The 16089-nt window shown below is 44.2% G+C and carries 9 protein-coding genes and 1 pseudogene; 2 read left to right on the top strand and 8 right to left on the bottom strand.

What is annotated here, in order from left to right; all coding sequences use genetic code 11:
- The first annotated feature begins 58 nt into the window (after positions 1–58).
- Positions 59–259, top strand: a complete 201-nt coding sequence (locus tag LZG71_RS10695; RefSeq protein WP_233820265.1) for a hypothetical protein — start codon at positions 59–61, stop codon at positions 257–259.
- Here LZG71_RS10695 and cbiB read toward each other — a convergent pair.
- The 5 genes from cbiB to cobN form a co-directional block, all read right to left on the bottom strand.
- Positions 228–1190, bottom strand: coding sequence for an adenosylcobinamide-phosphate synthase CbiB (gene cbiB / locus LZG71_RS10690; protein ID WP_233820263.1), 963 nt, complete (start codon positions 1188–1190; stop codon positions 228–230). The genes LZG71_RS10695 and cbiB overlap by 32 nt on opposite strands.
- Entirely contained in the window at positions 1169–2191 is a 1023-nt protein-coding gene (locus LZG71_RS10685) for an aminotransferase class I/II-fold pyridoxal phosphate-dependent enzyme (protein ID WP_233820257.1), read from the bottom strand. The genes cbiB and LZG71_RS10685 overlap by 22 nt, the downstream gene beginning before the upstream one ends.
- 102 nt (positions 2192–2293) lie before the next feature.
- Positions 2294–3772 carry a cobyric acid synthase gene (locus tag LZG71_RS10680; RefSeq protein ID WP_233820253.1) on the bottom strand — a complete coding sequence of 493 codons (1479 nt, stop codon included), beginning with the start codon at positions 3770–3772 and terminating at the stop codon, positions 2294–2296.
- Positions 3773–4202: 430 nt separating this feature from the next.
- Positions 4203–6119: a magnesium chelatase subunit D family protein gene (locus tag LZG71_RS10675; protein ID WP_233820252.1), complete on the bottom strand. Its 1917-nt coding sequence runs from the start codon at positions 6117–6119 to the stop codon at positions 4203–4205.
- 57 nt (positions 6120–6176) lie between these two features.
- Entirely contained in the window at positions 6177–9983 is a 3807-nt protein-coding gene (cobN, locus tag LZG71_RS10670) for a cobaltochelatase subunit CobN (RefSeq protein WP_409013613.1), read from the bottom strand.
- On the opposite strand from cobN, the pseudogene LZG71_RS30690 reads away from it, so the two are divergent.
- A pseudogene (locus LZG71_RS30690) lies at positions 9867–10166 on the top strand (hypothetical protein); the annotation flags it as partial. The gene cobN and the pseudogene LZG71_RS30690 sit on opposite strands and share 117 nt — an antisense overlap.
- Positions 10167–10489: 323 nt before the next feature.
- Here LZG71_RS30690 and LZG71_RS10665 read toward each other — a convergent pair.
- From LZG71_RS10665 to LZG71_RS10655, 3 genes are all read right to left on the bottom strand, one after another.
- Positions 10490–11884, bottom strand: a complete 1395-nt coding sequence (locus LZG71_RS10665; RefSeq protein ID WP_233820250.1) for a cobyrinate a,c-diamide synthase — start codon at positions 11882–11884, stop codon at positions 10490–10492.
- A 90-nt stretch (positions 11885–11974) separates the two neighbouring features.
- Positions 11975–13471, bottom strand: a complete 1497-nt coding sequence (locus LZG71_RS10660; RefSeq protein ID WP_233820249.1) for a PepSY domain-containing protein — start codon at positions 13469–13471, stop codon at positions 11975–11977.
- Positions 13472–13536: 65 nt separating this feature from the next.
- A complete protein-coding gene (locus LZG71_RS10655; protein WP_233820248.1) occupies positions 13537–15942 on the bottom strand; it encodes a TonB-dependent receptor in 2406 nt (801 codons plus the stop codon).
- Positions 15943–16089 lie beyond the last annotated feature (147 nt).

Raw genomic sequence — 16089 nt, 5'->3', positions numbered from 1 at the left:
TGAAACGGGAGTTAAATTTGAAAAAGAGTTAGATTTCATCACACAAAATAAACAAACAATGGGACTGGAAGAGTTTTTGCTGGATAGGGCAGAGAAACAAGGTATTGAAAAAGGTGCAAAAGAAGAGAAAGTGAAAAAAAATATAGCCTTCACGCAATCTCTATTAAAACACACAAATTTTTCTATCGAGAAAATTGCAGACTTGGTAGGTGTCTCGGAAGATTTTGTCACAGAGGTAAAATCCAAAATGGAATTTTAACATAGCAGCAAAAGCTGATCACTAAGATAATTACCATCACAAAACACACCTTGTGATTAATAGAAATTACCTGACGTATTTCGTCCGGTTTTATATCCCGATCAGTTTCACCGATAAACGGTTTGTCGACAACAACTCCGTGATAAATATTTGGTCCGCCGAAACGGCAGCCTAAAATGCCTGCCAAAGCTGCTTCCGGATAACCGGCATTCGGACTTTTATGTTTGTGTCCGTAACGAAATATGAATTGAAATCCCTTCCTGCTAAACGTTACTAAAACCATTAAAAATGCGGTCAATCTTGATGGGATAAAATTTGCTACGTCATCCAGTCTCGCAGCGAATTTGCCAAATTTTTCATAACGTTCGTTTCTATAACCGAGCATGGAATCCATTGTATTGATCATCTTGTAAGCCATCATTCCGGGAACCCCACCGATCGCGAAAAAAAACAACGGGGCGATCACACCATCACTCAGGTTTTCTGACATGGTTTCCAGAACTGCTATATGGATTTGCTGTGGAGTGAGTTGCGAGGTATCCCGCCCTACGATTCTTGAAAGCCGTTTTCGCCCTGCCTCTATCCCTCCACTTTCCAATGCAAGAAATACATTTTTGCCTTCAGTAATCAAGCTTTTGTTGGCCAGACCGTACCAGACAAAAACGCCATTGACAATCATAAAAGGCCATTCTAAGTTTATCAGCCAAAGATTTATAAGTGTAAAAAAAGAAAAAACAACCAACACAAGCGCAATAGCAAGTACTGCTCCTTTCATGAAACGGCCGGAGTTACGATTCAGCTTCTTTTCAAAATACGCAATCAGATTCCCGAAAACCCGAACGGGATGCGGCCAGTTGTCCGGATCGCCAATCAGTAAATCCAGAACATACCCTATCAGCAATGGTGCTATCAGTAGTATAGCTTTTTCCATTCTTCAAGGGCGTTTATCAGTAATTGATTTTTATCCGGACTAAGCGTAGCCAGCCGAAAATGCTGACGGGTGAGATTTCGAAAATTGCTTGCATCGCGGATCAGAATCCCATGATTTTCGATCAGAAAAAGTTTAAGCTGCGCAGCATTGCGGATCAATGTTTTGGCAAGAAAAAAATGCGTTTCACTTTCTTCTATTTGAATGACTTCGTTCAATTTCAATTTTTCAACAAAATCAATTTTGTCAGCCAATAACTGCTGTAAAGGCAATTGATTTTTCTCATAATGATCATAAATAAATTCCCCTGCGGCAAGTGCAATTGTGTTTACTGTCCAGGGTTGTTTGATGCTGATCAACCTTTCCATCATATCTGAATGACCAGCCATAAAGCCAAGCCGCAATCCGGGAATGGCATACGCTTTGGTCAGTGAACGCATGATGATCAGATTTGAAAATTGCTCGATCAGCGAAATATAGGATGACGCAGTTAGCGTAAAATCAATAAACGCTTCATCTATTACAAATACACATTGCCGGTTTAGCCGCATCCAGAATTCCAGATCCGGGAAAGTTTTTCCAGTAGGGTTGTTGGGGGAACAAATAAAAACCAGATCACTTTTCAGGCGTGGTTGTTCCAGCGCTTCCTGCCACGATAAAAATGAAAGCTGATGATCGTACATGTTGCAGGCATCTTCATATTCTGAAAAAGCAGGCGTTACAATTGTTGTTCTTTTTCCGGCAAACAATTGTGCAATCAGATAAATGCTTTCAGTAGTTCCGCTGCTTACCAATATCTGTTCAGCAGGAAGTTGCTCGTGATTCGCAATTTTAACACGGAGACTCTCCCCGATTACCTCCGGATAACGGTTAATTTTTTCCCAATGTTCGAAAACATGTTCCTTTAACCCCGCAGGTTCTCCGCCATACCAAACATTGGTGCTGAAGTCCGCAACAATTTCTTTATCGTATTTATAACGGTCATCGCCGTGTCCGTGAAGCATATTCTTTATTATTAAGCTGTCATCTATTAGCTGATAGCGATTGGCTGTGAGCGACTAGGTTTGTGTCGCCGGTCATGAAAAAAACAACCAAACCTCTCATTATCAGTTTTTCAAACTATCGTATATCATTTCCATATTCACATGGGACCGTATCAGATCAGCCAGCTTGTTGTATTGTTCCTCTTTAAAATCCTGAAAATTGAATGTCGATGTTTTTGCGTCGGAATGATAGGGAGCGAGCAAATGTTCAACTACATTTTCATTATCCAATATCCCGTGAAGATAACTTCCCCAGGTTTTGTCATTCAAAAAACAACCATCGTTCCTGCCATCGGAAAGCACCGCTACCGGAGATTCCTGTCCTGAAATTTTGGTTTCACCCATGTGAATTTCATATCCAACACCAGTTTCTGCACTTTCCCGAAAAGCAAATTCACATTGCAGTGTGGTTTTTACAGATTGCAAAACGGTTTGCACGGGTAACAACCCCAAGCCAGGAACCTGCTCAATTTCGCCTTCAACATGATGCGGATCTTCAATCGTTTCACCCATGATCTGGTAACCGCCACATATACCAATCACGGTTCTGCCCGATTTGTGTACATCATAAATCGCCTTGGCAATACCGTTGTTTTTGATTGCCAGCATATCTGCAATCGTATTTTTGCTTCCTGGAATGATCACAATCTGTGCTTTTCCAATTTCAGCCGGATCGTTGGTATAAAAGAGATTCACTCTTGGATCCTGCTCCAACCGGTCAAAATCGGTGAAATTGGAAAGTCTTTTTAGCAAAATTACCGCAATATTTATCTTGCCTTCCACGGAAGATTTAAACTTGGATTCCAGCGAAACCGAGTCTTCCTCCTCAATATGAATGTCACGAAAGTAGGGCAAAATACCGACAACCGGCAGTCCTGTCAAATCTTCCAGCATCTTTTTACCTTCTTCAAACAACCGCCCGTCCCCACGAAATTTATTGATAATAATACCTTTCATCAAAGCTCGTTCTTGTTCGGTGAGCAGGGAAATTGTACCATACACGCTGCCAAAAACGCCTCCTTTGTCAATATCCGCAATGAGATAAGTAGCAGCACCGGCATGAGCGGCCATTCGCAAATTGGTAATGTCCCGATGTTTCAGATTCAACTCAGAAATACTTCCGGCACCTTCCAACACAATCGGACCAAAGTTTGTAGAAAGCCGATCGAATGCTTCTTTCACAGCGAAAAATAACTCCCGCCGATCGTTTGCCATAAAATATTCGTAGGCCGACTGGTTACCAACCGGTTTTCCATTCAGAACAACCTGAGAAGATTTGTCGCTGGTCGGTTTCAGCAATACCGGATTCATATCTGTATGGCAAGGAATCCCGGCTGCTTCCGCCTGCACCGCCTGAGCCCTCCCAAGTTCCAGTCCATCTGGAGTGACAAAACTATTCAAGGACATATTTTGCGCCTTAAAAGGAGCGGGATAATAACCATCCTGTTTAAAAATCCTGCAAAATCCTGCTGCAATCACGCTCTTCCCCACATCCGATCCAGTACCGACAAACATGATGGGTTTTAGTTTTTTGTTTGTCATTTGTTGTGTTTTGGCAAATCTATTTTTCTGACAATTATTATTAATTGGGTTTATTGAGTGGTCGTTTGTCAGGCTGAGGCTGAATTTTATTTCATAAAAAAACAATATAAGTGACGCTTAAAGCGGTGTCACCCTGAGCGGAGTCGAAGGGCGAGCGACCAATTATAAATTATTATTAATCAATCACATACAAAAAGCGTCAATGGTAGCGGAGTCGAAATCCGGGCGACCAAGTTAACTGTCTTCAATCTCGTATACACCTAACCTTCGGCTCGATCATTATTAAATATCTCAATATTCAATTTAATAACTTACACTTGATCGCCAAGACTTCGACTCCGCTCAGTCTGACAAACATTTAAGCCTATCTCATATTTTATTTATGAAAAAAATTACTTTTCTTCCATGACAACGCCATGGATATTCCTTACTAACCCCACCCCTCCATCCTAGCCAAAACCTTCCCCGTAATTTCACTCGAAGAAAGCGTATCGAGCGAAACACACTCGCCTCCCAACGCATTGGATAGTTCCACAGCCCTTCCAAAACGCAGGTAGCCGGTTTCAGTATCCAATACCAAAGAAGGGATTTCCATTTCGGCAATATTGCTGGCAATTTGTAACGTCTGTTGCCAGGCATCACCTCCGCCATTTATTGGCACATTGGCTTTCCCATCGCTCAGAATAACCAGCAGTGGCTTTAAATTCTGCGCATTTCGGTATTGTTTTAAAATATGTTCAGACAATTGCATGGCGTGGGCGAGTGGTGTTCTTCCTCCTGTTGGCAGATTTTCCAATTCTTTTTCTGCGAGATCAATACTCAAAGTGGGTTCAAGAATAATTTCAGCTTCGACTCCCCTAAACGCGATCACACCCACCATATCCCGCTTTTGATATGCATCCTGCAAAAGGTTGAATACGCTTCCCTTCACCGCTTCCATCCGTTTTCCCGCAGCCATGGAACCAGACGCATCTACCACAAACAATATAAGATGACCCGCTTTTCCATGTCTTATTTTTTGATGAATATCCTCCCCTTTCAAACTCACAAAATCAGGATCCCGCGTTAGCGCATGCTGTATTGTTTCCGAAAACGCAATGTCGGTTGCCAAAGCATTTTGCTCTGTTCGCACCTGTATTCCTTTTGCCGTATTGGCCGCTTTGATTCTTCTTCCATCCGGCATTTCCTTTTTAATTGCAGGTAAATCAAGTCGTAAATCGGGCTTTTCTATATTTTTATTAATCCCAAAAATCTGTTCCGGCGCATCCGGAGGGCAATTTCCTTCACCACAATCCTCGTTTGTATCCGACTGATTACGCTCACTTTTACCTCGTTCTTTCGAATCTGTCGTTTCCGGATTTGGAGGGTTAGGTTCCGTCTTTTTTTGATTTTGTTCAAATGGCTTTTTGCCTTTCCTGTGAACGAGCACCAATTCCGCCGCTTCCCTTACATCATTGGCCGTAACCGTTTCGCGGCCTGCCAATGCGGCAAGCGTGGTTGCTGTTTTGTACAAAACGATATCCGCCCTCAAACTGGAAACCGACCACTCTATACAAAGCTGGCTGATGAGCGTCAGCAAACCTTCGGGCATCGTCACAAACGGAAGCAATTGCTGTGCTTTCAGTACCTGATTTTGTAGTGCAAGTTGAGCTGCTGACCATTGTTTTACAAAAGCATCAGCATCGTTTTCAAAAGCCATTCTGCGTTTCACCACCTCTGTTCTGTCCTTCACATCCATTTGCGATTCCACCTCTACCATCAAACCAAAACGATCTAAAAATTGTGGCCGCAAATTCCCCTCTTCGGGATTCATTGTGCCAATCAAAACAAATTTTGAAGGGTGACTTACCGACAGCCCTTCCCTTTGAACCGTGTTGATTCCGGACGCTGCTACATCCAACAATATATCTACCAAATGATCCTGCAAAAGATTTACCTCGTCCACATACAGAATTCCCCGATGGGCTCCTGCGAGTAATCCGGGCAGGAATTTCTTCTTCTTATCGGCAACAATGGCCTGCAAATCCAGACTTCCTAAAACTCTGTCCTCAGACGCGCCCAACGGAAGATCAACAAATGGCACAGTTATATCTTCGAGCTCGAAAACTTGATCATTTTTATAATCACTCCCTGAAACATACTCCTGTTCGGAAGTATTAAAGGCCGAACCCAATATCCTTTGAATCGGCGGCATAATCGCTGACAACCCTCTGGCTGCCGTGCTCTTCGCCGTACCCTTTTCACCTTTTATAAGAACACCTCCAATTGCAGGATTCACAGCGCAAAGCAGCAAAGCGCGTTTCAATTTTTCCTGCCCGACAATTGCGGTAAAAGGGTATTGTTTCATAGGTATTTCTTTAATTCTATTTTGATGTCAATTTTAAAATGAGCAATATCCAGCTTCTCATTCACCTCTGACTTCCAATAATTCTTCACTTTTTAAATACAAATCTTTCAAACCTTCCAGCACCTCCTCCGATGGCTTAGCCCACATTCCTCTTTGTACCGCTTCGAGTAATCTTTCAGCGATCGCGTTGAGTGCCCACGGATTGGCCTCCTGAAAAAACTGTTGCATCGCAGGATCCAGCGCATAGGTATTGGCTACTTTTTCATACATCCAGTCGTCCACAACATTGGCCGTTGCATCGTACCCAAAAATATAATCAACAGTTGCTGTCAATTCCAAACCACCTTTGTAACCATGTTTTTTAATGCTTTCAATCCATTTTGGATTAACCACCCTCGACCGAAAAACACGCAAAGTCTCTTCTTTCAAATCTCTTACAACGGGTTGTGCAGGATTTTGCGAATCGCCGAAATAATGTTTCGGTTGTTGTCCGGTCAGACTTCGAATTGTTGCAATCATGCCGCCATGAAATTGCAGATAATCATCACTGTCAAATATATCATGTTCCCGATTGTCCTGATTATGCAACGCGACTTCCACGCCGGATAGCCGTTGTTTGAATTCGCTTCTGGCGTCCACTCCCTGGGCAGTTTTTGAATAGGCATAACCTCCCCAATTGACATACGCCTGCGCAAAATCAGCATCTGCGTGCCAGTTTTTTTCATTGATCAAAGGCAAAATTCCCGCCCCATAACTTCCTGGTGCAGCACCAAAAATCCGGTAACCAGCACGCTCTTCCGCTTCCTCCACCGAAATGGAATTGTCCTTCTGCAGTTCAGCCAGATCTTTCAGGAAATGTTTTTTGATAAAATTATCTTCCAACGATTCATCCAACGCAATCACCATTTGCACGGCATCATCCAGCAATTCGATCAGGTGAGGGAATGCGTCTCTGAAAAAGCCACTTATCCGGGTCGTTACATCAATACGTGGCCGGCTCAAATCTTGCAGAGATATGACTTCAATTCCGGTGATTCGTCTGCTTTCGGCCTGCCAAACCGGGCGAACGCCCATCAATGCCAAAACTTCTGCAACGTCATCACCATGCGTACGCATCGCACTCGTCCCCCAAATGCTGATCCCCACATTTTCAGGATATCGCCCCGTTTCTTTCAAATGACGATCCAATACTTCACGCGCCAACTGCTGACCAACTTCCCAGGCCGCTTTGGACGGCAAAACCCGAGGATCTACCGCATAAAAATTCCTGCCCGTTGGCAAGATATGGGCCATTCCTCGTGTCGGCGCACCACTTGGTCCGGCAGGGACATACCCACCGGAAAGTCCGTGAAGCAGGTTTGTGATCTCTTCATCCGTCCGTGCCAGATTCGGCATCAGTTCTTGGCACACAAACTCCAGTATCTTCTTGATTCCCAACAAACCGGACTCAGAAGGAATAATATTCAGTGTTTCAAAAATTACTTTATCAATGGATTCAGGACTAAAATTCTCCCGCTTCATGAGGCGAAACAAGTGATTACTCAATTCATCCAAAATCTCCAAAACATCCGCATTGGTAACGACGGCTCGTCCTGCCAAAACCTTAAATGAATCTGATACAGCCTCTGTCTTTTGTCCTTTATTCTGTAAAAGCGCATCAATTTGAAAACCAAATACCGCCGCCATTTCTGATTGTAAACCAGGGACATTGGCATTTGGCAGTCGTGTGAGCGATTGCAGCATATCCGGCAACGCATCACCGGAAGGCATTTCTCCCAACGTATGTAACCCATTCCGGATTTGCGCAGCACCCAACTCACACAGGTATCCGTCAATATCTTCAATCAAATGGGCGATGTCTTTCCCGTCCATTTCGGTCAGGCTCACCGGAACTCCCTCAGGTGTCATGTCATCGTCCCAATCGTGTTTGTGATCACCATGGTCACGGCTCAGCATCGCAGCCAGGTCCGTATCCAGATTGGTCTGCTGAATCAACTCCCAAATCTGTCTTTGCAGCAACGGCAACTTCGCCGGATCCAGACTTTCAACCTGATAATATTCGTCAACCAATTGAGTCAGCTGAGCCAATTCTCCGTAGCTATCCGCGGAAGTCATGGGCGGCGTGAGATGGTCTACCACCACAGCATGTGCGCGGCGTTTGGCTTGCGAACCTTCTCCGGGATCGTTGATTATGAACGGATAAAACAACGGCATATCAGCAAGAATAGCATCAGGAAAACAGTTTTCAGACAAACCAATTCCTTTCCCCGGAAGCCATTCCAACGTGCCGTGTTTACCTACATGAACAATTGCATCAGCATTCCAGCTATCCCGGAGCCAGCGATAAAGGGCAAAATAATGATGCGTTGGTGGGAGATCAGGCTGGTGATAAATCGCATCCGGATCCATTCCGTAACCGCGTGGAGGCTGCAATGCTACGAATGCATTTCCAAGATCAAGTCCCGCAAGTGCAATATTGCCATCCTGAACATAGGTTTCTCCCGGCGGCGGCCCCCATTGTTTCACCATTCTTTGTTGTATGACAGAAGGCAGTTCTTCGAACCAACTCTGATAGGTGTCAAAAGCAACATGTCCGGCAGCATTGAGAAGCTGTTCAGGAGTCAGATAATTTTCGTCATACGAACAGCGGTCAATAAGCTCGTGGATAAGTTCAGTGCCCGTTGCAGGCAGGTTTGTTATCTTATATCCTTCCGCCAGCATCGCGTGAAGCATGTTCATGAGCGAAGCGGGGGCATCCAATCCAACCGCATTTCCAACCTGCGAGGCTTTTGTATTGGAATTGGTAAATATAAAAGCAATGCGTTTTTCTGAGTTTTTCAAATGACGCAAACGTGCAAAACGAATTGCCAATCCTGCCGCCCGATCCACCCGATCTCCCACCGGCTCGTAACCTTTTGTCTCCTTTCCTTTTTCTTTAAATGAAATGGGAACGGTGATAATCCGGCCGTCAAATTCCGGAATCGCAACATTCATTGCCGTATCGAGCGGATTCAACCCTCTGCTGGACGACTCCCATGGACCACGACTCATTCCGCTTGCAATGGCCTGTAAAATGGGAACATCAAGTTCGGTCAGCGACGCAACCGGCTGACTTACAGCTCCGGCAGGTTTGATATCGGTGATGGCAAAAGAGATGGTATTGATGAGCACATCAATCCTCTGACCAGGAATGGAATCAAAGATTTCAAACGCAAAAGGTTTTCCGGAAACTTCGTTCACAGCTTTTAATGAAGATGTAAAAACGGGAAGCACATTCACATTTTTGTCTTCCAGAGAACGGATCATGGCATCAATAAAATTGGTATTGCCGCTGATCCAATGCGCTCTGTAAAAGGTTATTCCTACCGTGGCGTAATTGGGATTTGCATGTTTAACCCAATCGTCCATATCGGTATTTTCAGGAAGATCAGGATGGTAAATGCCATGTTCAGGCAAATTGAAAGGTGCTTCCGCCCCAAAACCTGTCATCAGAAAATGATCTGAAAGGAAATTTAAAAGTGAGTTAAAATTGCTGTAACCACCTGCCTGCAAATAGGCCAATGTTTCATGCAAAATCGCCGGCGATACGGTGGAAACTGCTGCAAATTCAGGATTAAGATCCCCCGTTCCACTTACAACAATCAAATGCTGTTGTCTTTGTTTGGCCAAATTGGCAAGTTCTCCAAAACCAGGAATACTGCTCAGGCGTCCATGAATCCGAATCACGATGATCTTCGCCTCAGCAATTTCCCGACTGAGCAGCTGCGCCATCTGCTCTTCGCTTTTTATGGCGAGCAAACTTATACCCAGCGTTTTTGGAAAATCTTCCGGCAATATTTCCATGGCGCGGTTGAGCGTGAGCAAATCGGTATCGGCGTGGGTCATAAATACAATCCCTTCCGTTGGCAAGGCTGTTTGTCCGGCAACAGTCGCGTTCTCAGATCCTTTCCAGGTATAAAACTGAAAAACATATTCAGCAAGATCGGACGGTGGAACCAGATACCGATCTGCCTTTACCATACTTTCAATGTAATCAAAAATGGCTAGGATCTGCCAGTCGTTGTTGATGGAGTGAAACCAGATCGAATGTCCGTCGAAAAGCAGAGTAACGACGTTCGCAAGTGTACAAGGGCCCAGACAACCGCCTTTGGTCATGTGCACCACATTGCGCAGTTTTCTTTTTAGCCACTCGCTTTTGTACAACTCAACCGGAACGGGATCATAACCACGATCCACCCGACCGCAGCAACATGCGTTGTAGCAGTAAGACAAATGTCCGCGCCGTTGCACAAGGTTAATCGCCTTCCCATCCGATCGTGTGATGCGTTGTCGTTTGATTTCTTTCATAATTAGCTGTCAGCTTACAGCCATTAGCTATTAGCCTTTTGTTTTATCAAACTCTGTATAAATTCAAATTTTTCACCCCAATAAACATGCATGTAAGAAGCAAAAGTGCTGAGTTTTCGATATAATTTTGTTGAAACTTCTATTCCTTTGGCATTTGTTATTTTAACTTCCTCTGCATCCAGATTTTCCTCTGCGAATCCGGAATAATGGAATTCATGGCCTCTTATTTCCAAGTCGTTCCAGTGTGCAATGCGGTAACCAAGTGTCATTTTAGAGCATTGCATGGATGTTGAGCAGTTTAAAACTCCCGCCATTTCATAGCTTTCGCCTTGTTTGTCAATGATTGAATTTCCGAGATACATCAATCCGCCACATTCCGCGAAAGTCAGCCCTCCCGTTTCACAATATTGTTTGATGCTAAGCAACAAGGATTTGTTGGCGCTCAATTCTTTTCCGTACAATTCAGGATATCCGCCAGGTAAATAGAGAAAATCGGTTTCTGGTAAAATAGTATCATGTATCGGACTGAACCATGTTATTGTTCCGAATTTTGAGAGAACTTTAATATTCTGATGGTAGGTAAAGGAGAATGCTTCGTCACGGGCAATGGCTATTTTAAGGTTGTTCTTGTCGCTGTCGCCGAGGTCTGTGTCCTCACAGACATCCACCGCACAACACGTTTGTGGGGACACAAACGTGGGCGAAATGCCGAGGTCTGTGTCCTCACAGACCTCAACTGCAGGCATGACTGAGATTTCAAGCAACCTATTTAAATCAACCGTCTTTTCAACTTCCGCAGCCAGCCTATCAATGATATTCTCATAATCTGTTTCCGCAGAAATATGCAAACCCAAATGTCGGGACGGAATGATCAGTTCTTCATTTTTTCGCAAATATCCTAACGCCTCAATCCCGACATCAGAACAGGCATCCTGCAAAAAACGATAATGCGATTCTGAATTGACGAAGTTAAAAATGGCACCAACTAGGTTTATTTTACTGCAAAAATTCTTAAAACCATAAAGCAACGGCGCTGCGGAATACGCCATGGATTTGGCATTAATTACCAGAATCACAGGAATATCAAGCAGTTCCGCAATTGCCGCACTACTTCCCTGCATTCTATCAGCACCATCAAAAAGTCCCATCACTCCTTCCGTTACAGCTACATCAGATTCCCCGGAATACTTGGCATATATCTCCTGAACGTGGGCATCAGAAGACATAAATGTGTCCAGATTCACACTCGGTCGCCCAGCCGCTTTGGTATGGTGAATGGTATCGATATAATCCGGCCCGCATTTGAATGGCTGAACCGTTAACCCTTTGTTCTTCAACGCACGTAGCAACGCCAGAGTAAGGGTTGTCTTACCTGAGTTACTGGATGGTGCTGATATGAGGAAGTTTGATTTTGCCATAAATTCACAGGGCGATGCCCTGCGTTAAGGGATGAAAGCCTTTCAGGCTAATTTTTAATTGTCGTCCGCGACTCTGGTTCATTCTTCATTCTAATTCCTAAAACTCCTCCCCTGCCATCTCCTTAACCATTTCCAGGTCAGTATCAACCCGGTGCTGCTTGCCAGTAGTCCGCCGAGCATTAGTATAATCATCACGATATCCCACAATGGACGTTTGTAGAAAATAAAGCTAAAATCCAGACTGTGTAAACCATGATAAAGCCATCTTTCCAAGCGACTCGTTTTCTCATGTTTCAGCACCACCTGACCTGTTTTTAAATCTACGTAATACCAGGTTTTTTCCGGTGTATCCATTTTCATTCGTAACACAGGCAATCTTTTGTCTCTGTTTTTGGAATAATAATAATCGTCGTAGTCGTGCAGTACCACTTCTTCTTCAACACCAATTCCAGGATTTAATTCTTTTATCTTCTCTGAAAAAACAGACGTCGGAAACATTTCAAAAACCCGATTTCCTGCCGAATCTGCCGACAACATTCTCGTATGTTCCTCATCCTGATAAGCGAGGTAGTATGGTTTGCCGTCAAATTGGGTAAAGTGAATCTCTCTGACGGGAAGCTCTGTACTGAACATTTTTACAGCTCTCACTGGTGATAAATTGAAAATTGCAGGGTTCATTGGTCCGCCTGTCCACTGGCTGGTTTCTTCCATATTGAGCCTGGTGAACGGTGCCCAATCCCAGGGTGTCATCGACAGCAAGCCACTAAAAACCCAAGTAAATGCGAAAATTCCAAATATAAAACCGGTGTAATGGTGCCAGCGAAACCAGCGTTTTTTGTAAGGACTAAAGACCAGCGAATCCTTGTTTTTTCTTTTGTATCGAATAAAACCCATCACAATTCCCGCGATACACATGATGCTTCCCAACGTCGAAGTCCAGATAATGATATCGTTCCAAAGTGGCCGATTTCTTAAAAGTACTGTGGGATAAATCCAATGGGGAATGGGTCCGAGCCAGGCCAGAAAACGCTGCATCGCATTTACCCGCTGAACCACTTCACCGGTCTGTGTAGAAACGTAAATGTAGGTTCCCTTGTCGTCATCCATCTTTAACCTGTGAACCGGAGTGACGTAACCCATTGACCTGGCCGCAGCCATCCACTGGTCAATCTCCGTAAGCGTTTCCAGTTCTTTTGGCTGACTTTTATTTCCCTGAAAAGCGACTGCCAGTTTTCTGGCAAGAGTCGTATCTGTGCTACCAAACAATTCTCCGGTATCGGCAAAAACGGCACGATATTCTCCTCTGGTGGTCGTAAGCCGATATACTGGTCTGTCGAGCATCATACCCAGTCTGACAGATCGCATCGTGTCCATAATTACCGCCCGATCCATAGCTTCTTTCAAAGTCAGTTTTGCAGTTTCAAATCGGGCAACGGGCAGGTTTTGCAGCTTTTCGTGCTGGCGCATGGTCGGGTATTTGACATACATCATGGCAAATCCCGACAAAAACCAGATCACAAAAAGCAGGCTCAGCACCAACCCGAGGTAGCGATGAATGAGCAGGAATATTTTTGTGAAAGTTTTCATGAATAAGCGATTAACTTAACGCCGTTAGCAATCAGCTGATAGCCAATCGCTAACAGCTATAAGCTCTACAAACTATATTTTACACTTACCAGGAAATTCCGTGTTGCGCCTGGTGAAAATTGATTGGCAAAAATGGCGTTGGCGAAATATTTTTCGTTGAATGCATTGTTCACATTCAGCCTGATGCCCACTCTGCCAACCCGGTAACCTATTGCCGCGTCAACCACTGTGTAGGCGGGAAGCACATAGGTATTGGTGCTGTTGGTGAATGTTTCATCCATATAATTGGCACCTGCACCAAAATTCAAGCCTTTCAAAACCGAGTTTTGCAACTCATAATTCACCCAGATATTCAGCATGTTTTTTGGAGCAAAAGCAGTCCGGTTATTGGCAACAGCATTGTTTTCGCCTCCCGAATGAGGAAGATATTTAGCCTCCGAAAAAGTATATCCCGCGGTCAGATCCAATCCGGCAATCGGATTTCCCTGAATTTCTGCTTCAAAACCTTTGGATTCTGCCGAACCTACACGGCGCAATATCCCTCCTGGTAAACTTTCCAGCTGATTGTTTTTTCGCATGTAATAAAACGACAGATTTCCTGACCATTTTCTGGAAACTTTCAGCCTGCTGCCAAGCTCTCCCTGGTATCCGGTTTCGGGATCAAACGTCTCACCATTTGGCGCTACACGACGGGATGGTTTGAAATAAGTTGAATAAGATCCATATACAGAAAGCACATCGGTCGGCTGATACACAAGCCCTAAACGATAAGTCAAAGCCGATTTTGAGATCGTAGATTCCGGTCCTTCTTCCGTCACGTTGCGGTTTTCGTCCACCTTGTTGGTGTAGTAAGTACCGTTAAAAATATCATAACGCAACCCGGCAAGTCCTTTCAGCTTATCCGAAATTTTGATAAAATCCTGCACATAAATTCCGTGCACATTCTCCATCGTGGCCCTATAATTGGTTGTTTTATAACCAAGAAAACCCTGATTCGCAATAGGATTGTTGATAGGAATAGTCACAAATTGTCCCGGCCCGTACATGTTTGCATTGTATGTTTTCCTATCCAGAACACTCAGTGAATAACCTGCCAGAAGTTTATGTTCAACCCTTCCTGTGTTGAAATCATAAGTCAGTTCCAGCTGATTTTGAAGTGGTTTCGTCAGGTGATTGAAATAATAGGGAAACGAGCGCGTGATCGAGTCCAGCGTCGCATTGTAGGTCAGCTCTTCGGTAGAGAAGTAATTGATGTTGTCATCGTAATAAGAAATCTGGTTCGACAGCCGCAAATTCTCTCCAATTTGACGAACGTATTTCAACTGGAAATCGTAACGGGTGTGTTTCAGAAAATCCTGTGGATCGTTGTAACGTGTGTTTACGTTCAGTCCCGGCGCTGGTTTGCTGCCTTCGAGCATCGGTATGCCTGCATCTGTATCGTAAATATCCTTGTTGGCTCCGACGGTCAGATAGAATAAATCCTTATCAGTCGGTGTGTATTCCAAAGCAAAATATCCATTGTTGGTGGTCGAGCCTGAGTGACGATACCCGTCCGTGTCCGACATTCCAAAATCAACCCGATAGCGCAATTTATCATTGATTGGCCCGCCTGCTCCTGCTCTTATTCGGCGCGTATTGAAGCTTCCGTAAGCCGCCGAAAAATCGGCTTTCAGGTTTGCAGTTGGTCTTTTACGGGCAATGTTGATGATCCCACCCAAAGCCGAATGTCCGAAAAGAACCGAAGCTGGTCCTTTCAACACTTCAATACTTTCTACGTTTGCCAGATTGGTATTGGGCGCACTCGTTGAAATATTGTGGCGCTCATCACGGACACCGTCAACCAACAATACAAAATTAGAGAATCCTCTTACCGTAAAGTGCTGGAAGCCACCATACGTGTTGTTTGCCCGGATACCCGTTGCGTTTTTCATCGCTTCTCCCAGGTCGTCGGCTCCACGTTGTTCAATGGTCTTCACCGTCACGCTTGATGTAGACAACGGCAGATCGCGAAGCGGGACATCAATTTTATTCACTGACGAAAACGATTTCGAACGAACCGAGCTGATCACAACTTCTGATAGCTCGTTGGTCTGGCTGTTCAGCTTGTATTGAAGAACGGTTTCGTTTTTGTTTTTAACTTCGATGTTCTCCTTTTTGGCGTTGTACCCTACCCCACTGGTCAGAAAGGTGTATTTTCCGGCAGGTACATTTCTTAGTTCAAATTGTCCGCCATCGTCCGTGATAGTAGCGAAAGGTGTGTTTTCCAGACGAACATGAATCCCAACCAACGGTTCACCGTTTTCAGTTTGGATAAAACCACTGACCGTTCCCAGTTGCTCGGCAAGCACCGATCCGGCAAGGAAAATGAAGTGGAACAAGAAGACAAGGCTTAGTAAAGAATTACCATTTCGTTTTTTTAAGGTGTTTTTGCCACTATCAGTTCGCGGATAGCAGATTGTAACTTTTTGCATACTTTTAACTTGGTTGTAAATGAGTTAAAAGCTCTTTGCAGATTTTACATGCGAACGTAGAAAGAAGAAAATAAGGGCAGAATGCGGCAAACAAAAAAAGTAAGCGCACGACGATTCAGAAGCAAAACACTTCAAAACCAACTATTC

This window comes from Dyadobacter sp. CY312, from assembly GCF_021390535.1.
Lineage (GTDB): Bacteria > Bacteroidota > Bacteroidia > Cytophagales > Spirosomataceae > Dyadobacter.
Note: the sequence above shows the minus strand (reverse complement) of the source record. Positions and strands in the feature narration are given on the sequence as shown.